Genomic DNA, 25,339 nt, shown 5'->3' with positions numbered 1-25,339 from the left:
CTTATGTTGTTTTCATCATATTGAGGGCTGATTTTTCAGTAAATACATTTCAATGTTCATATAATTTATTTTTTGATTATTCATCTTTCAAACGAAAGGGCCGATATAGAAATTAGGAGGGGATTGGTTTGTTTAAAAAACTTCACATAAAGATTGCTGTTTTTGTTTCGATCATGTTAATTGTCACAGTTGTTCTTTTAATGCTGTCTTCTTATCTGACGCTGAAACCGATGATTACAGAGGATGGGAAAAATACAACTCAAAACGTGACGCAGTCACTTGAACAAAATATTGAATTGCAATTAAAGAGTTATGCCATATCGTTATCGAGATTGGCTAATGGGGAATTAACTCGTACATTTGTAACAAAACCAAGTAAAGAAGCTTCTCGGCTGTTTAACGATGATATTAAACAAATCAAAGATAACGATGATTATGTTGCGATGGCTTACATAGGCACCGCAAAAAAAGAAATGTTTACATATCCGAAAGCCGATTTTGCTGATGATTATGATCCGACATCGAGACCATGGTATAAGCTTGCAGCTGAAACCCCGGACCAAGTCGTTTGGACGGAACCTTATCAAGATGTCGTGACAGGAGATATGATTGTCACAGCATCGAAAGCGGTTCTTGACGGGCAAAAAGTGATGGGGGTTGCCAGCTACGATTTGAAACTCTCTGCCATCCAGAGCATGGTCAATAAGCAAAAGGTGCCTTACAAGGGATTTGCCTTTTTAGCTGATGCGAGCGGCAATCTTTTAGCACACCCGTCAAACCAAGGAAAAAACATATCAAAGGATCAAACACTGAAAACCATCGCATCTGAGAAAAAAGGGATACAGGATGAAAATGGGAAAATGATTGTGTACCAAACGATTGGTGAAACGGGCTGGAAAGTCGGAACGCAATTTGATACCGATAAATTAATGTGGATTTCCGATAAAATGAATCGGGCGAATCTTTGGATATCATTGATAGCGCTTGTCGCTACGATCATTCTCAGCTACTTCCTGGCCAAAACGATAACCGGTCCGATACAGCAGCTGATCGCAAAAACGAAGGCAGTTTCCGAAGGCGATTTAACCGTTCATGCTGAATCAAAATCCAAGGATGAAGTCGGGATTTTAACAAGAGATTTTAATCAGATGGTTGAAAATATGAAGGATATGGTTGAACAAGTGAGACTATCTTCAGGGAAAGTATCTGATACCTCTGAGCAGTTAACAGTTGTCTCTGCGGAAACCAATGAAACAAGCGGACAAATTGCAAAAGCGATTGAAGAAGTAGCCGCAGGGGCATCAGAACAGGCTTCTGAAGTAGAGACTATTAACGAAAAATCAGAAAGTCTGTCAACTAAAATCAGACAAATTGCTGCGGAGGCAGGCGGAATGAAAGAACGCTCAAAATCGTCTGAGAATGCAAGCTATAAAGGACTTGACGCGCTCGGACAGCTGCTGATGAAGTCAAACGAAGCCAACACGGAAACGAAAAAGGTTGAAACGATGCTGCTTGATTTAGAAAATCAAACAAAGAATATCGAAGAAGTCGTTACAGCTATTTCAAATATTTCTGATCAAACGAACTTGCTTGCTTTAAATGCCAGCATTGAGGCAGCCAGAGCCGGAGAAAGCGGACGCGGCTTTGCCGTCGTAGCTGAAGAAGTGAGAAAGCTTGCCGAGCAATCAGCGCTTTCTACAAAGCATATCAGCGAGACTGTGAAGCTTATCCAGGTTGAGACGAAAGAGGCCTCTCACGCAATGGTTGAGGCAAGCAGAATGAATGATGAACAAAACAGTGCCATTCATGAGACTGGAGAGGTATTAAACACGATTACCGTGGAAATGCAGTCACTGGTTCAAGGAATTGATCACATTTACGAAGAAATTCAAAGAATGAGTGAAGAGCAGCTCGCGATTTCTGAAGCGATTCAAAGTATTTCAGCCATATCACAGGAATCGGCAGCTGCAGCAGAGGAAGTGAATGCATCAACTGATGAACAGCTGATCACCCTTGATAAAGTCAAACACTCAACGGAAACATTAAAGCATGCAAGCCAAGAGCTAATGAGCACAATTACGAAATTCACATTGTAATCCAATTAAATCCCCAAAAACTTGGGGATTTTTTTATTTTAAGAGTTACTATAAGATAAATAGATATGGTAGTCTAGAAAATGAAGGAAATATGATAAATTTTAACTAAAATCAAAACGAAACATCTGGGAGGAATGACCTTGAAAAAAACAATTGGTTTTATCGGTCTTGGAGTGATGGGAAGAAGCATGGCATCACATATTCTGAATGACGGCCATCCTGTATTGGTGTACACCCGGACAAAAGAAAAAGCAGACAGCATACTGCAAAAAGGCGCAGTATGGAAAGAAACAGTCATAGATCTTTCAAAAGAAGCGGATGTTATCATCACAATGGTCGGCTATCCCAGTGATGTTGAAGAAGTGTATTTCGGAAGCAACGGAATTATTGAAAATGCAAAAGAAGGCGCGTATCTCATTGATATGACCACATCTAAACCTTCGCTTGCGAAGAAGATTGCTGAAGCAGCCAAAGAAAAAGCATTGTTCGCTTTAGATGCCCCTGTTTCCGGCGGAGATATCGGTGCACAAAACGGAACACTCGCGATTATGGTTGGCGGAGAAAAAGATGCATTTGAAGCCTGCATGCCGATTTTCTCTTTAATGGGAGAAAATATTCAATATCAAGGACCGGCTGGAAGCGGACAGCATACCAAAATGTGTAATCAGATTGCAATCGCTGCCGGCATGATCGGTGTGGCGGAAGCGATGGCATATGCTCAAAAATCAGGCCTGCAGCCGGAAAATGTCCTGAAAAGCATCACAACGGGCGCAGCCGGAAGCTGGTCATTGTCAAATCTTGCTCCCCGTATGCTGCAAGACAACTTTGAACCGGGTTTTTATGTGAAGCATTTTATTAAAGATATGGGAATTGCGTTGGAGGAAGCGGAATTAATGGGAGAAGAAATGCCAGGCTTGTCCCTTGCGAAATCCTTATATGACAAGCTCGCTGCACAAGGCGAAGAAAACAGCGGGACTCAAAGTATATATAAGCTTTGGGTGAAATGAAAAAAGATTGCCTGTACGGTACAGGCAATCTTTTTTGTATTATTTTCCGATAAATTGCTGTGTCCAGATGCTTCCGGACTCAACGTAACCGACACCAATATGAGTAAAGTTAGCGTTTAGAATGTTTTTTCTGTGTCCTTCACTGTTCATCCAAGCTTTTACTACTTCTTCTGGTGTTTTTTGACCCTTAGCGATGTTTTCACCTGCTGTTTTGTAGCTGATACCGAAAGATTTCATCATATCAAACGGTGAGCCGTAAGTCGGGCTTTGGTGATCAAAATAGTTCTTGTCTTTCATATCTTGAGATTTTGCGCGTGCAGATTTGCTTAACGTTTCATCAATTTGAAGCGGCTTTAAGCCTTGTTTTTGTCTTTCTGCATTTGTAAGCTCAACAACTTTTTTCTCATACGCGCTTACAGATGAAGGCGCAGATGTTGTTTTGTTTGTTTTTTCAGCAGCAGCAGGTGCTTTAGCAGCAGTGTTTTTTTCAGCAGCTGCCTTTTCTGTAGTTTTTTGCGCAGGTTTTGCAGTCTCTGTCTTTTGAACATCCTGAATGTTCATGTTAGATTGCTTCGCATGTTTTTGAAGAAGCTGCTTAAGCTCTTTTTCATTTGCAGCGTTTAATGTTTTGATATTTGTTTTAATATGAAGTTTTTTGACTATATCGTTAAGGGACATGTTTTGCACTGTGTTCCCCATTTTCACCTTTACCACATGCTGGCAGGAGAGTTCTTTCGCTGATGCTTGCTGTACGCCCCCGAATGTGAATAATCCAACCGCAGCGGCAGCAGATAAAATAAATGCTTTCTTCATTAGTTCATAACCTCCTAGAGTTGTTTGTTGCTACAAAAAAATCATAACATAGCTTTTTTGTCATAAAGTATCCATCACTTCCCTTTGACAAAGAGAGATTGTCATTTTTGTAACCAATGTGTGCTGAATCCTTGAAAAGCAGGGAATCAGCTGCAAATCATGTTTTATCACACTGTTACATGTTTTCCTTTTTTTTGAATCGTTAGTTAAATTTAAATATGCTTTTATATTGACAGCTTTTTTTATCCCTTTTTGCTGTAACAACTATTACAAAGGTGTTACAATTAATCTCAGTATATGTAAATATATTGAATGATTTGAGAGGGGTAACCAGAAGTGACTGAAATAGGACGTGAACCAAAGAAAAAGAGCAAAGGAAACAGAGCCATCAGAATGAACCTTTTTTTCCTTGCTGTCTTTCTTCTATTCACTGCATTAATCTTTAAGCTTGGCGTTGTTCAAATTGTTGAAGGCGAACAGCATGAAGAAGACGCTGAGATAGCAAATGCAAAAACAGCGTATTATCCCGCGCCTCGAGGGAAGATGTATGACAGAAATCAGAAAGTTGCTGTCGATAACCAGAGCGTGCCTGAAATTGTCTATGTTTCAACATCGAGCACAAAAACAGAGGATAAAATCAAAACAGCGAAGAAGCTTGCTGCTTTCATTCATATTGATACCGAATTTTTGAAGGATAGAGATTTGCGTGATTACTGGATCGCATCCCATCCGAAAAAAGCTGCCGCTCTGCTTAAGGAATCTGAAAGCAATCTGAAAGGGGCTCAGGCTTACAAGCTCCAAATTGAGCGTGTTTCGGATGAAGATTTGAAGGCTATTCAGCGAAATGACGAAGAAATGAAAATCGCTGCGATATATACAAGGTTTTCAAGCGGTAATGCTTACGAACCTCAAATCGTAAAGGCGATGAACCCAAATGAAAGCAACAGCAATGGAAAAAACGGAACGCTGCTTGATGAGAAGAAAAGCTCCAGCCAAAGACCAAAAAATGACTTAACATATGATGAAATTTCAATTGTTTCTGAGCATTTAGAAGAGCTTCCGGGAATTGACATCGTAAACGATTGGACACGAAAATATCCTTATGACAAAACCCTCTATTCCGTTTTCGGAGGCGTCACAACACCTGAACAGGGCCTGCTGAGCGACCGGAAAGATTTCTACTTAACAAGAGGCTATGCGAATAATGACAGAGTGGGGAAAAGTTATTTAGAGTATCAATATGAAGACTACTTAAATTCCCATAAAGAAAAAGTGCAATACGTAGAAGACAATAAAGGAAATGTCGTCAGCCAAAAAACCATTGATAAAGGCAGCAGGGGATACGATCTTCGGCTTTCTTTCGATATGGAGCTCCAGGCAAAGATAGAAAAGATTATTGAAGAAGAAGTGAGAAACAGCCGTGCACGCGGAAACTATATGCTTGACAGAGCCTTTGTCGTGATGATGGACCCGAATAACGGCGATATTTTGTCGTTGGCAGGAAAAAAGATAGATTTAGAAACAAATAAAACGCAAGATTATGCGATAGGTGCATTTACGACCCAATATGAAATGGGTTCAGCAGTAAAGGGCGCCACCGTACTTGCCGGCTATCAGGACGGGATTCCGCATTATAAATATTTTGTTGATACACCTCTGTATTTTGCAGGTAACAACAGACCGAAAAAATCCTATACCAACATGGGAACGATCAATGAATTAACCGCTTTGCAAAAAAGCTCAAATGTATATATGTTTAATGTCGCCATGCACATTGCAGGTGTTACATATAAGCCGCATGGATCTCTGCCTGCTGATCAGAAGGACTTAAATAAAATGAGAAATTATTACAGTCAATTTGGCCTGGGCGTAAAGACAGGTATCGATCTGCCGCAGGAATCAGCAGGTATGCAAACCACACCTGATACTGTAGGGGGGTTAATTTTAGACTTGGCAATCGGCCAATACGATACATACACTCCGCTTCAAATGGCGCAGTATATCTCATCCATTGCCAATGGAGGCTACCGTATTCAGCCAAGAGTAGTTACAAGTGTTCATGAGCCCAGCAATAAAGAAGGGCTTGGAAAAACAATTGAACAAAGAAAGCCAAACATTCTCAATAAAATTAACAATACAGAAAGTGACATACAGCAGGTAAAGACCGGAATGAAATTAGTCACCGCTTCAGGGACTGCTCAAAATACATTTACAGAAGATGTTTCTGGGAAAACAGGAACTGCGGAAACATTTTACTACGGCACGAACCGTAATTGGTGGGGGAAAAAAACATATAACCTAACTTTTGTAGGCTATTACCCGTCGAAAAATCCAAAAGTGGCTTTCAGTGTTGTTGTACCTTCTGTAGCAAACGACCACGATCCAATTAACAAACTCATTGCCAAAAGAGCTATTCACGCTTACGCAGAGCTCGAAAAGAAACACAATAAAAAGTAAAAAGAGGGTGCACATCTGAAAGATTGTGCGCCCTTTCATTTATTCAAAAATTGACGTTCACTATAAGAATAGAAGGAGAATACTCATTTTCTAGCGAATCATACTAGGTAAAAGTCAATCTGTATATGTGAAATAAGATGATCATGCAAAGGAGGGATTCTGTGGAACAGGATACGCAGCATGTTAAACCATTTCAAACAAAAACCGATATTCATGCAGTCTTGGCCTCTAATGGACGCATCATTTATATATCTGCCAACTCCAAACTGCATTTGGGCTATCTCCAAGGAGAGATGATCGGATCATTCCTCAAAACGTTTCTGCATGAGGAAGACCAATTTTTAGTTGAAAGCTATTTTTATAATGAACATCACCTGATGCCGTGTACCTTTCGTTTTATAAAAAAAGACCATACGATTGTGTGGGTGGAGGCTGCGGTAGAAATTGTTACGACAAGAGCTGAGCGGACAGAACGGGAAATCATTTTGAAAATGAAAGTTCTTGAAGAAGAAACAGGCCATCAATCCCTAAACTGTGAAAAACATGAAATCGAGCCTGCAAGCCCGGAATCGACTACATATATAACGGATGATTATGAGCGGTTAGTTGAAAATCTCCCGAGTCCGCTATGCATCAGTGTCAAAGGCAAGATCGTCTATGCAAACAGCGCCATGCTTTCAATGCTCGGAGCGAAAAGCAAGGATGCTATTATTGGCAAATGGTCCTATGAATTTATTGAAGAAGAATATCACGATATCGTGAAAAACAGGATTATACGAATGCAAAAAGGAATGGAAGTCGGAATGATTGAACAGACGTGGAAAAGGCTTGATAGCACACCTGTTCATTTAGAAGTGAAAGCGTCCCCGACCGTCTACAAAAACCAGCAGGCTGAACTGCTGCTGCTGATCGACATCTCTTCAAGAAAAAAATTCCAAACTATCCTGCAAAAAAGCCGTGAACGATATCAGCTGCTCATTCAAAATTCAATCGATACCATTGCGGTGATTCATAATGGAAAATGGGTGTTTATGAATGAGTCGGGAATTTCACTGTTTGAAGCGGCTACCTATGAGGATTTAATTGGAAAAAACATATATGATCAGCTGCACCCTTGCGATCATGAGGACGTAAAAGAGAGAATTCAAAACATCGCCGAGCAAAAAACAGAATCAGAAATTGTCAAGCAATCCTGGTTCACCTTTCAGAACAGGGTCATTTATACGGAGATGGTCTGCATTCCGACGACCTTTTTTGGTGAAGCGGCTGTCCAAGTCATTCTTCGGGATATTTCTGAGAGAAAACAAACAGAAGAATTGATGCTGCAATCGGAAAAATTATCAATCGCAGGGCAGCTCGCGGCGGGTATCGCCCATGAGATCCGCAACCCGCTGACAGCGATCAAAGGATTTTTGCAGCTGATGAAACCGACAATGGAAGAAAATGAACATTACTTTGATATTGTGTTTTCTGAACTCAGCCGCATTGAATTAATACTCAGTGAGCTTCTCATGCTGGCGAAACCCCAGCAAAATGCCGTTAAAGAATATTTGAACCTGAAAAAATTAATTGGTGAGGTCTCGGCCCTGCTGGAAACGCAGGCAAATTTGAATGGCATTTTTATCAGAACCAGCTATGAAAGAGACAGCATTTATATCAACGGGGATCAGAATCAATTAAAGCAGGTATTCATTAATTTAATTAAAAATGCGGTTGAATCAATGCCTGACGGGGGAACAGTAGACATTATCATAACTGAGGATGAGCATTCTGTTCATGTCACTGTCAAAGATGAAGGGGAAGGCATACCTGAAAAGGTGCTGAACCGAATTGGAGAACCATTTTTAACGACAAAAGAAAAAGGCACGGGGCTTGGACTGATGGTTACATATAATATCATTGAAAATCATCAGGGAGTCATCCATGTAGACAGCCAGCCGGAAAAAGGCACAGCGTTTAAAATTTCATTTCCAAAAAAATAAAACAACGGCTTAAACGCCGTTGTTTATCGTCTGCATGGATTCCCGTTTTTTTAATACAAATATTTCTAAGCGGTCCAGCCCTTCTCTTAGCGTGTCCAGCGAGTATGCGAAAGACAGTCTCACATATCCTTCACCATACTTTGAGAATGAGCTGCCCGGCACGAGTGCCACACCAGCATCCTCCAAAAGAGCCATACTAAAATCAAATGAAGACATTCCAAATGATTTAATAGAAGGGAAGATATAAAACGCGCCTGACGGTTTGACAACGTCAAGTCCCATGGAAACAAGGCGGTCATACACATAGTCCAGACGTTTTTTGTATTGTTCCCTCATAATCAGGGCGTCGTCAAAGCCGTTTGTCACAGCTTCAAGCGCGGCTTTTTGAGAAATCGATGACGCACATGACACATTGTATTGATGAACCTTTAAAATGTGCTTTGCGATGTTTTTCGGCGCGAATAAAAATCCAATTCTCCAGCCAGTCATGCTGTGTGATTTTGACAAGCCATTAATGACAATCGTTTGATCCCGCAAATGCGTAGCAATGGAGTAATGCGGTCTGTCATATGTTAATTCACTGTATATTTCATCAGACAATACGAAGACATTTCTGCCTTTTAAAAGGGCGGCGATGCTTTTCAGCTCTTCATCAGATAAAGTCACACCGGTAGGATTTGACGGATAAGGAAGCACGACACACTTGGTGTTAGGAGTCAGAGCATCTTCAATCAGGCGGGCAGTAAGCTTAAAGCCGTGTGACCTGGTATCAACAATAACAGGCTTAGCGCCGCACAAATTGATAATAGGTTCATAGCCTGGATAAATCGGGCCCGGCATAATCACTTCATCACCGGGCGATAAAATCGTCCGGAATGCAGCATCAATGGCTTGACTTGCGCCTGTTGTGATGATGATTTCAGATTCAGCATCATAGTTGAAATCCGCTTTTTTCTTCATATAAATCTGTACTGCTTGTCTCAGCTCAAGATAGCCGGCGTTCGGAGTATATGACGTCACGTTTTCATCAATGGCTTTTTTTGCTGCAGCTTTCACATGATGCGGCGTAAAAAAATCAGGCTGGCCGATTGTAAGTGAAATGACATCTTCGTGTTGAGCTACAAGATTTGAGAATTTGCGTATTCCTGAAATTTCAATCTCTCTTGCTTTCGGATTCAGCAAATGTTCCATAATTCATCACCTTAACAAATATAATGAGTTTATCCTATTTTACCACTAGCTGACCATTTGTCATCTTTTTAGCCGATATATTTCGATTATATGCACCTTTTTTCTAAACATACCTTTCTTTACAGAAAAAAGAAGACAACCAGCGCTTTGATTGTCTTTATTGTATCATGTTCTATTATTGTTTATATGTGCCGATTTCATTAATAACCATAATCAAAATGAAGGTCTTTGTGCCAAATCATATACGGGGGATGCTCTTCTTGAAGGTCAGCTGATTCTTTCTTCATATCCAGGTAAGTCTCTTCACTGATATCTTCTAAAACAGTCATTTCATTTACTTTAAATATTACTAAGGTACCCATTATTTACACCCTTCTTTGGAAAAATCCTTGACTATTTTATCACTGCTAGTTGGAAAGTCAATGGTTATTAGGAAAAAAGTTTCTTTTTTTAAGAAACGCGGCAAGACGCTATACGAATCCGATTTTGAAGAGCCATGCCATTCACTTTTTACAATTTACGCCGATATATACAGTACAATACTGAATGCGAATAGCGAGGGATTGAAGTGTCGTTACAACAATACGAGATTTTATTGGATTCTGGTACAAATGAATTAGAAATTGTGAAGTTTGGCGTGGGCGATAATGCTTTCGGAATTAACGTCATGAAGGTAAGGGAAATTATTCAGCCAGTCGAGGTGACAACAGTGCCTCACTCCCATCAGCATGTAGAAGGCATGATTAAGATCAGAGGAGAAATTCTCCCTGTGATCAGCCTCTTCTCATTTTTTGGAGTTGAGCCTGATGGATCAAAAGACGAGAAATATATCGTGACTGAATTTAATAAACGGAAAATTGTTTTCCATGTCGGCTCTGTTTCTCAAATTCACAGAGTATCCTGGGAAGCAATTGAAAAGCCGACATCGTTAAATCAAGGAATGGAGCGGCACCTTACCGGAATAATTAAGCTCGAAGACTTGATGATCTTTTTGCCTGACTATGAAAAAATTATTTATGACATTGAATCAGACTCAGGTGTGGATACGTACAATATGCATACCGAGGGCTTTGATCAAAGAAGAGCTGATAAAAAGCTTATCATTGTAGAGGACTCACCGCTTTTGATGCGTCTTTTGCAGGATGAGTTAAAAGAAGCAGGGTACAACAATGTTTCTTCGTTTGAAAACGGAAAAGAGGCTTATGAGTACATTATGAACCTTGCTGAAAACGAAACGGATTTATCAGAACAGATTGATATGATCATCACTGATATTGAAATGCCAAAAATGGACGGACACAGGCTCACAAAGCTGTTGAAGGAAAATCCGAAAAGCTCAGAAGTCCCGGTTATGATTTTCTCATCGTTAATTACCGATGATTTGCGTCACCGCGGAGAAGTCGTTGGCGCAGATGAGCAAATCAGCAAGCCTGAGATCAGTGATTTGATTAAAAAAGTGGATACGTATGTTATCGAATAAATAAAAACAGCCGATGCCCGAAGGGGCACGGCTGTTTTTATTTTAAAAGTAACTCTCGCCGAGTTTTTTAAAGACGGGTTTATGATAAGCTGGCTGCTGGCGATTTGTCACAAGCGGCTTTTCTTTCATGCCGACATATTCTTGCAATAGGTGTTTCGCCTTTGTTAAAGACATTTGAGCTTTAGGATTTCGGTACGACTGATTAAGTGTACCTAAATGCGGAAGATGTTCGAAGTCTTCTTTAGTTGGAGGCATGTGAAAATAGTAGTCTCCGATTGAGATAAGCACGTCCGATTGCTGTTGGCTGAACCTTGGATTTTTTGAAAAATGAAGCCCTATTTTCTTTCCTTTACCTTCTTTGACAAGCTTTTGCAAAGCCCGTTTTTTCAGCAGATATAGGTATTTAGGGTTGGGGGCGGTTTTTGCATGGCGGTTCACTGTGTAAACTGCTTTTGAAAGATTTTCTACGGTTGGCTGCAGATCTTTCGTATATGCATGGTCGTCCATTATTTCTCTCCTTTGCTCTTATCAAGTTCTATATGATTAGATTATACTTTTTTAAAGTTGAAATGCAAATATTGATTGTAAAAATGCGCTTTTTTCTGAGAAAAAAAGCGCATTTATAACCTATATTATACAGATCTTGCTTTCTTTTTGGGCTGCTCTTGAAATGCTTCTTGAACATTCACTTCCACAGCCTGTGCACTGTATTTTGGCAGTGCTACAAAATAAAAAATAAAAACAATTAAGGTGATAACGCCCATGCCGTAATAAAGATAATCAATGTTTGAAACGAACTTAGGGAATAACAGCGCAACTAAACCGAGTGTCAGAGACTGTGCAAACATCATAAAAGGGTCCTGCAAGCCGCTTACACGTCCCATCAGCTTAGGGTGAACAATCTTTGGCATCCAGCCTCCGATAGCAATGTTGACCGGTCCGATGCACATTCCCAGGGCAAAGGATGCCGCGTAATAGACCCATAAAACATTTGTATAGCCGAGGACGAAAATCAACAAACCTGCAATGAAAATCGGTATCGACATTAAAAAGTGCGGCTTCACTTTTTTAGAGATGATCGTGCCGATTACACTTCCCGCCAGCAGCCCAAAACCGAGTGCGATCGTAAATACAGACGTATGCCATTCATAACGGTCAGGCGCCAATCCATATTTCATTGTAAACATCGGCAATACGGCGAATCCACCATTGACAAATCCAAAAATGAAGAAGCCGAAAATCAGAGATGCCAGCAGTTTGTTTTTTGAAATATAGAGAATGCCTTCCCTAAAATCATTTATTGAATCTTTAACAGAAGCTTTTCTCCAGCTGAATGCACCGTTTGGCTGTCGGGCTTCTTTCGGAATTCGGCAGCTGCGGATCAGGAGCCCGGAAATGATAAAGCTGACAAAATCGAGAATAATGGCGCCTTCAATGCCGATTGTGTTGTACATAAAAGCACCTATTCCGACTCCGAACACCATAAAAATACTAAAAAGCATCTGATTAAGCCCAGCAGCTTTCGCATAATGCTCCTTCGGCAAAATGGCTTGTACTAAACTGTTTTCTGCCGGAAAGAAAAACTTCGTTACAGCGCTTCTGACAAATAAAATACAGAAAACAAGAGGAATATTGCCGGTAAATAAAGTGAAAAAAAGGACGACAGTCAGGCCTGCTCTAATCCAATCGCAGTTTTCCGCTACCTTTTTTCTGTCAAACCGGTCTGCGACGACTCCCACGATCAGAAATACAAATACGGTCGGGAGAGAATACATCAGCTCTGCCAAGGTCGTATATGAAGGCTGGCTGCTGAAGCGGTCCAGCAAGAAAAAAGCAAATGCCATGTTGCCTACTGTCGTGCCCATTTGAGAAGCGAGTGCTGCGAAAAATAGACGAACAAAATTACGATTTTTAAATATATCCATAAAAACGCTCCTTACCCTAAAGGTCCCACTTTATCATATTATAAACCGCCTGTTTTTGAAACAAATAAGAAAACATTACCGGTTAATGGTGACTCTTGTTCCGTTTGGCACAATTGAAGCGAGTTCGATCACGTCTTTGTTATGCATGCGAATACAGCCTTTAGAAACAGCCTTGCCAATCGAAGCGGGATTATTCGTCCCGTGTATTCCATAGTGCTGTTTTGAAAGGCTTAGCCAATAAGCGCCAAATGGGCCGCCGGGCTTGCGCTGGCGGTTAATAATGTAAAACTCGCCAGTAGGCGTTTGCGTTAGTATTTTACCAACGGCGATGGGATAGGTTTTCATGATCTGATTATTCTGGAACAGCGTAAGGGTCTTCGCTCCGATTGAGACTGCAATATGATACGGAATCGTATTAGGGTCCGGCAGGCCGGGTATGACAATGGACTGTCCCGCAGTGATCCCTGCCTGCAGTGACGGATTAGCCTGTATTAATGCAGCGGTGCTGATTCTGAAATCAGCAGCGATGCTGCTCAGTGTATCACCTTGCTTCACCTGGTACGTAAGCAGTTTCCTCATCCTCCTTTTTTACTTATAAGTATTGATGAGGAGTCCATCCTGCTACATTAATTTATGCTTTTTAAGGTAAAGACAGTGATTTCAGGTTTGGCTAGAAACCGCAAAGGCAGTCTGGTCATCCCAAGGCCGCGGTTTACGTAAATATGAGTGCTGCCTGTTTGATACATTCCTTCTGTGTAGACCTTTCCATATGGAGGCGTAATAATCGGTCCGTAAAAAGGCAGCTGAATCTGGCCGCCGTGTGTATGGCCGGAAAGCTGAAGATTCACCGGATACCCTGTTGTTTTCAAGGCTGCATCAGGTTCATGGACGAGCAGAATGGAAAATAGTCTGTCACTTAGCCTTGAGAGGATGCCTTCATAATCTGGGTTTCCGAGCATTAAGTCATCAAGCGATGCAATCTCGATTTCGCTGCCATCTGCAAGCGACAATGTTTGATAGCCATTGCGGTATACAGTAAAACCGCCGGCCGTCATCAGGCTCTTGTAAACGGCAGTTCCATAGCCTCCGTGATCATGATTGCCGTAAATACAAAACTTGCCAAAGGGCGCATGTAGTTTTCTCAATAATGGAATGACTGCCTGGTGTTGCTGGTACGTATCAGGATTATCGATGATATCACCGGTAAAAACAATGAGATCAGGTTTACATTCATTAATTGACAGGATAACAGTTTTTAAATCTTCAAGAGTAAAATAATCACTCAAGTGTGTATCACTGAACTGCACGATTTTAAATCCGTCAAATCCGTGCGGGATGAGAGAGCTTTTGATTGTGTGTTCGGTTGTCTCGATCATATGCGGCTCCAGATATCTGGCATAGCTGTATCCTCCGCCGGCCGTTAAAGCCCCGGCAGCAAGAGCACCGAACATTCCTTTCAAAAATTGCCTTCTGGATATCTTTTTCATTTCAAACCAACCTTTAATAGAGTTTTTCTATTATATCATCTGTATCTTGAAAAAATCTCATGTGAGCATGTACTGACAGAGGCAGGCATATAATGATAGAATAATATTGAATGAATACTCATTCATAACAGAGGAGGGAGAAACATGGAAAAAAAGACGGTTATTATTACCGGCGGGTCAAGCGGCATGGGAAAGGCGATGGCAAAAAAACAGGCTGAATTAGGCTGGTATGTCATGGTGACAGGACGGAACCAGGAAGCACTAGAGGATACGAAAAGAGAAATTGAGACCTTTGAGGGGCAAGTCGCCTGTTTTCAAATGGATGTCCGTTCTGATTCCGAAGCTTCAAACATGATTACAGAAGCAATAAAAGCCTTTGGACGGCTTGATGCGCTGATTAACAATGCGGCCGGAAATTTTATTTGCCCGGCAGAAAAGCTGACACCAAATGGATGGAAAGCCGTTATTGAGATTGTTTTAAACGGCACATTCTTTTGCAGCCAAGCTGCAGCCAGACATTGGATCGAACAGCAACAGAAGGGTGTCATTTTAAATATGGCCGCCACATACGCTTGGGGAGCGGGAGCGGGGGTCGTTCATTCCGCTGCAGCCAAAGCAGGGGTGTTGTCACTGACAAGGACGCTGGCCGTGGAGTGGGGGAGCCAATACGGAATCCGCACAAACGCGATAGCCCCCGGCCCTATTGAACGAACAGGCGGTGCGGAGAAACTATTTGAATCGGAAAAAGCGATGACCCGTACCATGAACAGTGTACCGCTCGGCCGGCTGGGCACACCGGAGGAAATCGCCGCTTTGGCTGCGTTTTTGCTTTCTGACGAAGCATCTTATATAAACGGGGATTGTATCACAATGGATGGAGGGCAATGGCTGAATCCTTATCCGTTTTAACGCATATTAATCTTTGGATTCAATGTGGTATAATCAGACAAAGATAGAGAAGCAGGTGATAACATGTTGGATCCACTTGATATTTTAACGAACATTGATGATGTCCTTCCATATTACCAGGCGATTTTCAGTGCCGAGGAACAGAAGATCATCGGATATGAGGTGCTTGGACGAATTCTGGCAGATTCAGAAATCCAAAGTCTTGGTCCCTTCTTTTTAGACGCTGGGATACCCGAAGAATATAAATTAGAGGTTGATAACAGAATTATCCGCCAAGCTCTTGACTGCTTTTTAGAGGCGGATTCTGATCTGCTGATTTTTATGAATCAGGATGCCAATCTGCTGATGCTTGATCATGGTGAAAGCTTTCTGGAGCTTCTGAAAGAGTATGAAGCAAAGGGGATCGAACTTCATCGTTTTGTGCTTGAAATTACGGAGCACAATTTTGAAGGGGATATGGAACAGCTCTACCATATGCTTGCCTACTATCGTACATACGGAATTAAAATCGCAGTTGATAACATCGGGAAAGAAAGCAGCAACCTGGACAGAATCGCACTGCTTTCACCAGATCTGTTAAAAATCGATTTGCAGGCGCTTAAAGTATCACAGCCGTCACCGTCATATGAGCATGTGCTGTACAGTATATCTTTATTAGCGAGAAAAATCGGTGCGGCGCTGCTGTTTGAAGACATTGAAGCGAACTTCCAGCTTCAGTACGCTTGGAGAAACGGAGGCCGTTATTTTCAGGGGTATTACTTGTTGTCTCCATCTGAAAAGTTTCTAGAGAGAGATGTATTGAAGCGAAGACTTAAGACTGAATTTCACCAATTTATTACACATGAGAAAAAGAAGCTTGAAACCGTCCATGAGCACTCTGAACAGTTTTACAAACGAGTGCATCAAGCTGTGACATCTTTAAGAAAAAACAATCTGTCTTCTGATGATGACTTTATTAAAAAGCTGGCGGAAGAGCTGACAGATTGCAGCTTTAGAATTTACATGTGTGATGAAGAAGGCGATCAGCTGACGGGAAATGTGTTTAAACAAGATGGAGAATGGGTTTACCAGCCGGAATACGCGGAAAAGAATTGGAGCTGGCGTCCTTATTTTCTGGAGAACATTATGAGAATGAGAAATCTCAGAAAAGGGTTTTTTAGTGATCTGTACAGTGATTTGGAAACAGGTGAAATGATCAGAACGTTTTCGTATCCGATGGATCATCAGATGTATTTATTTATAGACTTGCCTTATTCTTATTTATATGAGCAGGATGGGTTGATTTAAGCGGCTGAAAGGCCGTTTTTTTATTAAATTGAAAAAAATATGTAAAAACGATTGACATTGATACTGATAATCATTATCATTTGTTTATAGAGAGAACCTACTCTCTGTTCCCCAACCCCTCTATCAGATCAAGATCCGAAAAAGCTTGGCGCTACCCCCGCCAAGTTTTTTTATTTACCAGAGCATAAGACAATCCACTGAAGCAATAAATCTTACTAGTGGAAAACGTTGAACGCCGGAGGAACAGAAATGGTAATTAGGAGCTGCGGGCTGTTGCTTTGATTTTCCCGCGCCCGAACACCCCGATGCCAATGCGGAAGCGGCCGTGCAAGGTCTATTAGGCGGCGAATTCGCCGTGATGCCCACTCTGAATCATTACATGTCCAGTCGTTTAACTTTCGAAGCTAGAAGACATGAAAAACTGTTTTACGATCTCGTATCTCCAGTATGACGGTCCAGGAATTTAACCTAGAGGGACTCGAAAAGGGCGGGCCGATTTCAGATTTCAGAGAACGCCGGAGGAATTTGCATCAGGAATATCAAAAGAAAATGTTTAGGAAGTTGGAAATTGATTCTGCGGGTATATCAAAAAAATCATAATTGTGTGCATGACATTCAAAAAAAGCCTCAAACTAATTAAAAATCGTTTTTTTCACTTTTTTTCTTTTCTTAAATTCGGCAGGGAAAATGCCATCCTGTCCGACTTTATGGTATGATGCTCAATAGAACTTGTATTATAATAAATACTTGTTGATTTGAAGTTGCTTTTTGAAAGGAGTCTTTTTTTAGAATGTCACAATTAATGGGTATCATCACACGGCTGCAAAGTCTGCAAGAAACAGCGGAAGCGGCTAACGAGCCAATGCAGCGTTATTTCGAAGTAAATGGTGAGAAAATATGCAGTGTTAAATATTTCGAAAAAAATCAAACGTTTGAGCTGACGGTTTTCCAAAAAGGTGAAAAACCTAACACATATCCGTTTGATAATATCGACATGGTTTCCATCGAAATCTTTGAACTTCTTCAGTAAGATTCCTGAAATAGGGGGAACCAGCTCCCGCTTCTGCAAAAAGTAATCGCAATAAACGATAAGGAACATACTTGTTTCATGGTTGTAAATCCTTGAAAAGGAGTGTCGGCATGGCTGATTCTTTTCTGTTTTATAATCTTTCAGAAGCACAGATGACCTTTCAAGATGTGATGGAGCGGCTTAAAGCCTTTATTCGAAAGGACCCCCGTTCCTCCTATGTGTTATCTATTGGAACTGATTCACAGGTTTACCGCGATTACACAAAGTTTATTACCGCATTACATTTGCATCGTACAGGCAAGGGAGCTTGGGGCTGCTTGAAAAATCATACAGTCGACAGACCCATACATAGTCTTCGGGAGAAGATTTCGTTAGAAACGGCGTACAGCCAAGAAACGGCCGCTTATATTCTTGATGGACACTTAATGGATATTACCGATCTGCTCCTGCCCTTTACCGGTGAGGGAGCGGATCTTACCTTTGAGGTTCACTTGGATATTGGGAAAAAAGGGCTTACAAAAGAACTGATTCAAGAAATGACAGGACGCATCACTTCCATGGGGATTGAGGCAAAAATTAAACCGGATTCATACACTGCCTTCAGCTATGCAAATCGTTTCACAAAATAATTCCGGCTGAAAAGCCAAGGGAATTGTCGAATTATGCGGTTGACGTTTGTTTTCTGATTACTTATTCTAGCGGTAGAGCTGAAAGTAAGTTGTCTTGCTTTCAGAGGTATTCAGTATAAAACAGGGGGGCCTGATTGCGAATGAGTCTTATCGGTGAACGATTTACAGAAGAAGAACAAAAACTTCTGCTGAATATCCTGATCAACCATGAGTATGCTATCGAGCTTTTAAGCAGTGAGATCAACGATATAGAGACAGGAACCAAAAACGTTGACGGAACCACCTACAAAAAACTTGTAACACTATACGACCGATTTCGATTTGAAAATTAATGGAGCACTCTATAATTGATACTCGTATAAAGAGTATCTTTTTTATTGAAAGGAAACTTTTCGACAAATATTGATAAAGTTTATATTATTGTAGTATAGGGAATGTATTGTTGATGAAAATGAAAAGGGGTCGAAAACATGATAAGCTTACAATCAGACCAGCTTCTTGAGGCAACAGTCGGACAATTTATGATTGAGGCGGACAAAGTAGCGCACGTTCAAGTCGGCAACAACCTTGAGCACGCGTTATTAGTGTTGACAAAAACCGGATACACAGCCATCCCGGTTCTTGATGCTTCCTATCGTTTACATGGTTTAATCGGTACAAATATGATTATGAACAGTATTTTTGGGCTTGAGCGAATTGAGTTTGAAAAGCTTGACCAGATTACGGTTGAGGAAGTTATGCTGACAGATATTCCGCGCCTCCATATAAATGATCCGATTATGAAGGGATTCAGCATGGTCATTAATAACGGATTTGTCTGTGTTGAAAATGACGAACAGGTGTTTGAAGGGATTTTTACGAGAAGAGTGGTATTAAAGGAGTTAAATAAACACATACGGTCATTGAATAAGTAGGCTTTGCGGCCTATTTTCATTATATTGGCAGAGCAACAAAGAAAGCGCATACATATTTTAATCCGGAAAAGGACTTGAATCAGCCCCAGAGAGTTTATTAGAATGGGAGATAAGAAAAACTTATTGATCATAAAAAGGAGGACGACATGCAGCTTCAAGAGCTTCATATGCTCGTAGTTTTAGCTGAGGAGTTAAATATGAGAAAGGCGGCGGATCGGCTTTTTGTATCTCAGCCGGCTTTATCTCAGCGTTTACAAACGATTGAAAAGGCGTGGGGCACAAAAATCTTTTTACGATCTCAAAAAGGATTAACGGTAACCCCAGCCGGTGAGAAAATCATTCAGTTTGCGAATGATGCAACGTTAGAGCAGGAAAGAATAAGAGAAAATATTGATGAGCTCGAAGGTGAAATTCACGGCACATTGAAGCTTGCTGTCGCCTCAATAATCGGCCAGCATTGGCTCCCTAAAGTCCTGAAGACGTATGTGGAAAAGTACCCGAATGCAAAGGTCTCGCTCATTACCGGCTGGAGCAGCGAAATGCTGAAAAGTTTATATGAGGATCAGGTTCATATCGGCATTATAAGAGGGAACCCTGAGTGGAAGGGCCGTAAAGATTACTTAATGACAGATCACCTGTATTTAGTGGACACTGAAATTTCCTGCATCGAAGATATTGCCCATACAGAACGGCCGTTTATCCAGTTTAAAAGCGACAGCACTTATTTTCAGGAAATTCAGCACTGGTGGCATCAAAAATTTAAAACGTCGCCAAAACAGACGATATTGGTTGATCAGATTGAAACGTGCAAACAGATGGCGCTGCATGGAATCGGTTATGCCATTTTGCCGTCAGTTACTCTTCAAAACGAAGATAAAGTCAATAAAATGCCTCTGTTAGACACAAAAGAGCATCCGATTGGACGGGATACATGGCTATTAGGCTATGAACCTGCCTTTGAGCTGAAGCAAGTTCAAGCTTTTGTTCAAGTCATAAAGGATATGCTGGATCAGGAAAATCCATTTTAAAAGACAGCGATATGCTGTCTTTTTTAATTTGTGTATTGACAATGAAAATCATTATCATTTAAAGTGATATATATGATATTGAAAATCATTATCAATTGATGAGGTGATAACATGGCTAAAGCCTTGATTACATATGCCAGTATGTCAGGAAATACAGAAGACATTGCGGCTGTTATAAGAGATACATTTCAGGAATATGAGTTGGACATTGACTGCATCGAGATAGATGATGCGGATGTATCTGCTTTGACATCCTATGATTACGTGCTGATTGGCACTTATACATGGGGAGACGGCGATTTGCCTTACGAAGCGGAGGACTTTTTTGAAGAGGTCAAGCAGCTTCAGCTTAATGGCTTAAAAACCGCCTGCTTCGGATCTGGCGATTATTCTTATCCAAAGTTTTGTGAGGCGGTTAATTTGTTTAGTGCCATGCTGCAAGAGGCGGGGGCTGCTGTTTATCAGGAAACTTTGAAAGTCGAACTGGCGCCTGAAACAGAGGAAGATGTGGAAAGCTGCCGAGCGTTTGCGAGAGGTTTTCTTGCATGGGCAGATTATTTGAACAAGGAAAAAATCTATGTTTCATAAAGGAGCGACTGCTGTCACGGCATCGGTATTTTCTGGTTATTTTGTGGCGGTACAAAGAGAAGGCATTTTTCATTATTCTTTGGAGCAGGGCTGGAGAAAGCTTTTTCGTTTGAAAAGCAAAATACATTGCATCAGTTACATAGGGCCTTACTTATTTGGCGTCGGTGAAAAGGGCACGGTGATTCGCTCGTCTGACGAAGGGAAAACCTGGACGATATCGAGTTTTCCGACAAATGCAGCAGTGTGGGCGATTACCGGCCGAAACGACGGGTTTGTCTGCGCTCACGGCAAGCATTGCATTTATGTATCGGATGATTTTGGGGTTTCGTGGCGCGTAGCCAAACCTTTTTCAGAATTTGATCACCCGCCTGTTATTCGTTCGTTGTGTCTGCACGGCGGCAGTCTTTTCATCGGCACGCAAATACACGAATATCTTGGAGGCATTTGGGCTTACGATTTTAAACGTGACACTGTCCAAATCGTTAAAAAAGAAGAAACCCGGATGACGGCATCCATGCTCGTGTTCAATGAAAATTGGCTGGTGGCGGCGATGGGGTCTGTGAAAGGAAAGTACGGTGCTGTCACTGTACGGAATATGTTGACTGACGAAGAATTCACTATACAATCCAGCATGATTAGAAAAGAAGAATCATTCCTTGATATTTCAGAGGATGATGGAATTATATATGTTACAACAACGCAAGACGAAAATGGTTATTCGAGAATTTACCAGGCTGATCTCGGAGCCAGGTCGTTGAAATGGTTCGATACCGTTAAGGGGCATGGATGGAGAGTGGCCAATCGGAAAGAGAATTTCTTTTGTGCAGGCTTGTACGAATGTAAATTTGTCCAGCCGTACGAAGTTTCAGCAATGATTCATTAGAGGAGGAAAATAGAATTGGGGAAGATTTTGCTCGTTTATGCAACAATGTCAGGCAACACTGAAGCAATGGCAGATTTGATTGAGAAGGGGCTTCAAGAAGTGGAAGCGGAAGCAGACCGTTTCGAAGCGATGGATATTGATGATGCACAGGTGTTTAACGATTATGATCATATCATTATGGGAACCTATACGTGGGGAGACGGAGATCTGCCTGATGAATTTTTAGACCTTGCTGATGACATGGATGAGATTGATTTTTCCGGCAAAACATGCGCTGTATTCGGTTCCGGTGATACAGCATATGAATTTTTCTGCGGAGCAGTTGATACGCTCGAAGCAAAAATAAAAGAACGCGGAGGCGAAATTGTGCTGCCTTCAGTTAAAATCGAAAATAATCCAGAAGGTGAAGAAGAGGAAGAATTAATGGAGTTCGGGAGACAATTCGCAAAGAAAAGCGGATGCGCTGTCTAATCGCCCAATGGGAACTGCTAAAGCGGCTGTTCCTTTTTTTCTTGTCTTTGCATCTTTCCTTTGATACAGTAATGAGGTAGAAAATCAGGAGGAGGACTTTACATATGAAAATGATGGACGCAAATGAAATTATTTCATTTATTCAAAATAGTACAAAATCTACACCTGTAAAGGTTTACGTGAAGGGTGAGCTGGAAGGAATCAATTTCGGCGAATCTGCGAAAGCTTTTATCAACGGAAACACTGGTGTCGTTTTCGGTGAATGGAGCGAAATCCAAACAGCAATTGAAGAAAATCAAAGCAAAATCGAAGACTATGTGGTTGAAAATGACCGCCGCAATTCTGCGATTCCAATGCTTGACCTTAAAAATATCAAAGCGCGTATCGAGCCGGGCGCGATTATCCGTGACCAAGTTGAAATCGGTGATAATGCAGTCATCATGATGGGTGCCTCTATCAATATCGGTTCAGTCATCGGCGAAGGTACAATGATTGATATGAACGTTGTCCTTGGCGGACGAGCTACTGTCGGTAAAAACTGCCATATCGGAGCGGGTTCTGTACTTGCGGGCGTTATTGAGCCGCCATCCGCTCAACCGGTTGTTATTGAAGACGATGTTGTGATCGGCGCAAATGCTGTTGTTCTTGAAGGCGTAACAGTAGGTAAAGGAGCCGTTGTTGCTGCGGGCGCGATCGTCGTAAACGATGTTGAGCCATATACTGTCGTTGCGGGAACACCTGCTAAAAAAATCAAAGACATTGATGAGAAAACAAAAGGCAAAACTGAAATCAAACAGGAATTACGCCAGCTGTAACAAATCGTTTGATGAAAAAAGGCGTGGATGATATATCCACGCCTTATTCGTATAGGCAGGAGGAATGAAAATGAAGAAAGAGGAGCTCATTGCAATCCGCAGAGATCTGCACCGTATACCGGAGCTTGGATTTCAGGAGTTCAAAACCCAGCAGTATTTATTAAATGTATTGGAACAATATCCGCAAGACAGAATTGAAATTGAGAAATGGCGAACAGGGCTTTTTGTAAAGGTGAACGGGACAGCGCCGGAAAAAATGCTGGCATATAGAGCGGATATTGATGCGCTTTCCATTGAAGAGCAGACCGGTCTTCCATACGCATCAGAGCATCACGGCAACATGCACGCCTGCGGCCACGATTTGCATATGACGATTGCACTCGGCATTATTGACCATTTTATTTACCACCCGGTAAAACATGATTTGCTCTTTCTGTTTCAGCCGGCAGAGGAAGGACCTGGCGGCGCGGAACCAATGCTTGAGAGTGATGTATTAAAAAAGTGGCAGCCTGATATCATCACCGCACTGCATATTGCTCCAGAGCTGCCCGTGGGCACGATCGCGACAAAAAGCGGACTCCTTTTTGCCAATACATCAGAGCTTGTCATCGATCTGGAAGGGAAAGGGGGACATGCGGCCTATCCGCACTTAGCCGAAGATATGGTTGTAGCGGCAAGCACACTCGTCACCCAGCTGCAAACGATCATCTCTAGAAACACAGATCCGCTGGACAGCGCGGTTATTACGGTGGGTACCATTACAGGAGGCTCAGCACAAAATATCATTGCGGAAACAGCTCACTTGGAAGGCACGATCCGCACGCTTACTGAAGAATCGATGAAACAGGTAAAGGAACGGATTGAAGATATAGTGAAAGGAATCGAAATCGGATTCCGATGCAAAGGAAAAGTGACATATCCGTCTGTGTATCACCAAGTTTACAATACGAGCGGACTGACAAAAGAATTTATGTCTTTTGTTGCTGAACATGAACTGGCAACAGTAATCGAAGCAAAAGAAGCAATGACTGGAGAGGATTTTGGCTACATGCTGAAAAAATATCCAGGCTTCATGTTCTGGCTCGGTGCCGCTTCTGAACACGGGCTTCATCACGCGAAGCTGAATCCTGATGAAAATGCGATAGAAACAGCAGTTAACGTCATGACAGGTTATTTTTCTGTTTATGCCAATTAAGTACAAATGAAAGAATAAAATTCCAAGAAATGAGCACTCTAGTAAGCGGAGGTGTTCAATAATGGCAAAAAAAATTGGAATTGAACAATCGTTATCAGATGTAGAATCCGCATTAAAAGAAAAAGGATATGACGTTGTAATGATGAAAAGCCCTTCCGATGCAAAGGGCTGTGACTGCTGTGTCGTAACAGGCCTTGATCATAATGTGCAAGGAATAGCCGATACGGTAACACAAGCACCTGTCATTACAGCTTCCGGGATGACTGCTGAAGAAATTTGCAGCGAAGTTGAAAGCAGAATTCAGTAAATGAAAAACCGAAGCAAAAAGCTTCGGTTCTTTTATTTATTCTGTTTCTTTAGGAAAAGCGCGGTCAAGAGCGGTTTTTATTTCCTTTCGAAGTACTCGCTCGACTCGCCACTGCTCCATATTTTCTGTTTTGGCAATAACTCTGATCACAATTTCGGAAGTACCCAGTTCTTGAATCCCAATGACATTAGGTCCTTCTTTTATTTGCGGAAGAGCGGCTGCCGTTTCATCGCATACTTGCTGTAAAATGTGAATCGTTTCATCAATGTTTCTTTCAGCCGGCACTTTGATATCAACCAGAGCCTGCATGATTCCCCGGGAATGATTGCTTACGTTTGTAATGTTTCTATTTGGGATGTAATGCAGTGTTCCGTCAAAGCTGCGGATTTGAGTTGTTCTTAAGCCAACCTGTTCGACAATCCCGTCAAAGGTGGAAACCGTAATATAATCTCCGACATCCAATTGTTTTTCAAGCAGAATAAAAAAACCTGTCACAATGTCGCTGACAAGCCCTTGAGCGCCAAATCCAACAGCTAGTCCGACAATTCCTGCTCCCGCTAAAAGAGCGCTTGGATTGTAATGAAACAAATCCAGAACCATGACGAAGAATATAAAAATCAATATGTAAGAAAATATGTTAAGAGACAGACTTTGGAGCGTATATGCACGTCCTTTAGACAAGCTGTTCTGCTCCTCGAATTTTGCAAACAGATGCTTAATAATTTTCATGCTAAATGATCGAACAATAAAGTAGAGAAAGATCATAATGACGAGTTTAACGAGCAGAACACTGGCATTTGTAATAAGTCCCGCCCAATCGTATTGTTTAATAAAATCCATGTTGG

General features: G+C 41.5%; 26 protein-coding genes. 18 read left to right on the top strand and 8 right to left on the bottom strand.

What is annotated here, in order from left to right; translation table 11 throughout:
* Nucleotides 1–128 precede the first annotated feature (128 nt).
* Entirely contained in the window at nt 129–2,096 is a 1,968-nt protein-coding gene (gene mcpC, locus V6D41_RS07215) for a methyl-accepting chemotaxis protein McpC (protein ID WP_333517729.1), read from the top strand.
* Nucleotides 2,097–2,236: 140 nt separating this feature from the next.
* On the top strand, nt 2,237–3,103 hold the full coding sequence (locus V6D41_RS07210; RefSeq protein ID WP_333517728.1) for an NAD(P)-dependent oxidoreductase: 867 nt from the start codon (nt 2,237–2,239) through the stop codon (nt 3,101–3,103).
* Between the two features lie 39 nt (nt 3,104–3,142).
* Here the strand turns inward: V6D41_RS07210 and V6D41_RS07205 are convergent, their stop codons facing one another.
* A complete protein-coding gene (locus V6D41_RS07205; protein WP_148963742.1) occupies nt 3,143–3,916 on the bottom strand; it encodes a CAP domain-containing protein in 774 nt (257 codons plus the stop codon).
* Between the two features lie 336 nt (nt 3,917–4,252).
* Here V6D41_RS07205 and V6D41_RS07200 point away from each other — a divergent pair, with 336 nt between their 5' ends.
* Complete coding sequence (locus V6D41_RS07200) at nt 4,253–6,373, top strand: peptidoglycan D,D-transpeptidase FtsI family protein (RefSeq protein WP_333517727.1); 2,121 nt, start codon at nt 4,253–4,255, stop codon at nt 6,371–6,373.
* A 161-nt stretch (nt 6,374–6,534) separates the two neighbouring features.
* Complete coding sequence (gene kinA / locus V6D41_RS07195) at nt 6,535–8,355, top strand: sporulation histidine kinase KinA (RefSeq protein WP_333517726.1); 1,821 nt, start codon at nt 6,535–6,537, stop codon at nt 8,353–8,355.
* Between the two features lie 9 nt (nt 8,356–8,364).
* On the opposite strand, the gene V6D41_RS07190 is transcribed toward kinA, so the two are convergent.
* Both V6D41_RS07190 and V6D41_RS07185 read right to left on the bottom strand, forming a co-directional pair.
* Entirely contained in the window at nt 8,365–9,546 is a 1,182-nt protein-coding gene (locus V6D41_RS07190) for an aminotransferase A (RefSeq protein ID WP_087991016.1), read from the bottom strand.
* A gap of 200 nt (nt 9,547–9,746) precedes the next feature.
* Nucleotides 9,747–9,908, bottom strand: coding sequence for a hypothetical protein (locus tag V6D41_RS07185; protein ID WP_289347050.1), 162 nt, complete (start codon nt 9,906–9,908; stop codon nt 9,747–9,749).
* A gap of 206 nt (nt 9,909–10,114) precedes the next feature.
* Here V6D41_RS07185 and cheV point away from each other — a divergent pair, with 206 nt between their 5' ends.
* Nucleotides 10,115–11,026: a chemotaxis protein CheV gene (cheV, locus tag V6D41_RS07180; protein WP_087991018.1), complete on the top strand. Its 912-nt coding sequence runs from the start codon at nt 10,115–10,117 to the stop codon at nt 11,024–11,026.
* 42 nt (nt 11,027–11,068) lie between these two features.
* On the opposite strand, the gene V6D41_RS07175 is transcribed toward cheV, so the two are convergent.
* The 4 genes from V6D41_RS07175 to V6D41_RS07160 form a co-directional block, all read right to left on the bottom strand.
* Nucleotides 11,069–11,533 carry a YkyB family protein gene (locus V6D41_RS07175; protein ID WP_087991019.1) on the bottom strand — a complete coding sequence of 155 codons (465 nt, stop codon included), beginning with the start codon at nt 11,531–11,533 and terminating at the stop codon, nt 11,069–11,071.
* 125 nt (nt 11,534–11,658) lie between these two features.
* The gene (locus tag V6D41_RS07170; protein ID WP_333517725.1) at nt 11,659–12,951 is read right to left on the bottom strand and encodes an MFS transporter; all 1,293 of its coding nucleotides are present in this window, start codon (nt 12,949–12,951) and stop codon (nt 11,659–11,661) included.
* A gap of 75 nt (nt 12,952–13,026) precedes the next feature.
* On the bottom strand, nt 13,027–13,521 hold the full coding sequence (locus V6D41_RS07165) for a L,D-transpeptidase family protein (protein ID WP_080010306.1): 495 nt from the start codon (nt 13,519–13,521) through the stop codon (nt 13,027–13,029).
* Between the two features lie 56 nt (nt 13,522–13,577).
* Nucleotides 13,578–14,438: a metallophosphoesterase gene (locus V6D41_RS07160; protein ID WP_333517724.1), complete on the bottom strand. Its 861-nt coding sequence runs from the start codon at nt 14,436–14,438 to the stop codon at nt 13,578–13,580.
* Nucleotides 14,439–14,582: 144 nt separating this feature from the next.
* Between V6D41_RS07160 and fadH the strand changes: the two genes are divergently transcribed.
* The 13 genes from fadH (at nt 14,583) to V6D41_RS07095 (ending at nt 24,494) form a co-directional block, all read left to right on the top strand.
* Nucleotides 14,583–15,347 carry a 2,4-dienoyl-CoA reductase gene (fadH, locus tag V6D41_RS07155; RefSeq protein ID WP_333517723.1) on the top strand — a complete coding sequence of 255 codons (765 nt, stop codon included), beginning with the start codon at nt 14,583–14,585 and terminating at the stop codon, nt 15,345–15,347.
* A 63-nt stretch (nt 15,348–15,410) separates the two neighbouring features.
* Nucleotides 15,411–16,634 carry an EAL domain-containing protein gene (locus V6D41_RS07150; RefSeq protein ID WP_333517722.1) on the top strand — a complete coding sequence of 408 codons (1,224 nt, stop codon included), beginning with the start codon at nt 15,411–15,413 and terminating at the stop codon, nt 16,632–16,634.
* Nucleotides 16,635–17,424: 790 nt separating this feature from the next.
* Nucleotides 17,425–17,664 (top strand): YkuJ family protein, encoded by a 240-nt coding sequence (locus V6D41_RS07145; protein ID WP_003218671.1) that lies wholly within the window; start codon nt 17,425–17,427, stop codon nt 17,662–17,664.
* 110 nt (nt 17,665–17,774) lie between these two features.
* Nucleotides 17,775–18,293: a ribonuclease H-like YkuK family protein gene (locus V6D41_RS07140; RefSeq protein ID WP_087991024.1), complete on the top strand. Its 519-nt coding sequence runs from the start codon at nt 17,775–17,777 to the stop codon at nt 18,291–18,293.
* A 134-nt stretch (nt 18,294–18,427) separates the two neighbouring features.
* The gene (abbA, locus tag V6D41_RS07135; protein ID WP_010886502.1) at nt 18,428–18,625 is read left to right on the top strand and encodes an AbrB antirepressor AbbA; all 198 of its coding nucleotides are present in this window, start codon (nt 18,428–18,430) and stop codon (nt 18,623–18,625) included.
* A gap of 138 nt (nt 18,626–18,763) precedes the next feature.
* A complete protein-coding gene (gene cbpB, locus V6D41_RS07130; protein ID WP_010328502.1) occupies nt 18,764–19,207 on the top strand; it encodes a cyclic-di-AMP-binding protein CbpB in 444 nt (147 codons plus the stop codon).
* A gap of 146 nt (nt 19,208–19,353) precedes the next feature.
* Nucleotides 19,354–20,235 (top strand): transcriptional regulator CcpC, encoded by an 882-nt coding sequence (gene ccpC / locus V6D41_RS07125; RefSeq protein ID WP_087991026.1) that lies wholly within the window; start codon nt 19,354–19,356, stop codon nt 20,233–20,235.
* A 111-nt stretch (nt 20,236–20,346) separates the two neighbouring features.
* A complete protein-coding gene (locus V6D41_RS07120; RefSeq protein ID WP_148963733.1) occupies nt 20,347–20,823 on the top strand; it encodes a flavodoxin in 477 nt (158 codons plus the stop codon).
* Nucleotides 20,813–21,706 (top strand): exo-alpha-sialidase, encoded by an 894-nt coding sequence (locus V6D41_RS07115; RefSeq protein ID WP_333517721.1) that lies wholly within the window; start codon nt 20,813–20,815, stop codon nt 21,704–21,706. Before V6D41_RS07120 ends, V6D41_RS07115 begins: the two co-directional genes overlap by 11 nt.
* A gap of 15 nt (nt 21,707–21,721) precedes the next feature.
* The gene (locus V6D41_RS07110; RefSeq protein WP_148963731.1) at nt 21,722–22,177 is read left to right on the top strand and encodes a flavodoxin; all 456 of its coding nucleotides are present in this window, start codon (nt 21,722–21,724) and stop codon (nt 22,175–22,177) included.
* Nucleotides 22,178–22,281: 104 nt separating this feature from the next.
* Nucleotides 22,282–22,992, top strand: a complete 711-nt coding sequence (gene dapD / locus V6D41_RS07105) for a 2,3,4,5-tetrahydropyridine-2,6-dicarboxylate N-acetyltransferase (RefSeq protein ID WP_087991030.1) — start codon at nt 22,282–22,284, stop codon at nt 22,990–22,992.
* A gap of 70 nt (nt 22,993–23,062) precedes the next feature.
* Nucleotides 23,063–24,187, top strand: coding sequence for an N-acetyldiaminopimelate deacetylase (locus V6D41_RS07100; protein WP_333517720.1), 1,125 nt, complete (start codon nt 23,063–23,065; stop codon nt 24,185–24,187).
* A gap of 61 nt (nt 24,188–24,248) precedes the next feature.
* A complete protein-coding gene (locus V6D41_RS07095) occupies nt 24,249–24,494 on the top strand; it encodes a YkuS family protein (RefSeq protein WP_333517719.1) in 246 nt (81 codons plus the stop codon).
* Between the two features lie 36 nt (nt 24,495–24,530).
* Here V6D41_RS07095 and V6D41_RS07090 read toward each other — a convergent pair whose 3' ends face one another.
* Entirely contained in the window at nt 24,531–25,334 is an 804-nt protein-coding gene (locus V6D41_RS07090) for a mechanosensitive ion channel family protein (protein WP_333517718.1), read from the bottom strand.
* Between the last annotated feature and the right edge of the window lie 5 nt (nt 25,335–25,339).

Origin of the sequence: Bacillus sp. 0102A (assembly GCF_036765155.1) — a bacterium.
Lineage (GTDB): Bacteria > Bacillota > Bacilli > Bacillales > Bacillaceae > Bacillus > Bacillus subtilis_G.
The sequence above is the reverse complement of the archived record's forward strand: the minus strand, read 5'-3'. Positions and strand labels throughout refer to the sequence as shown.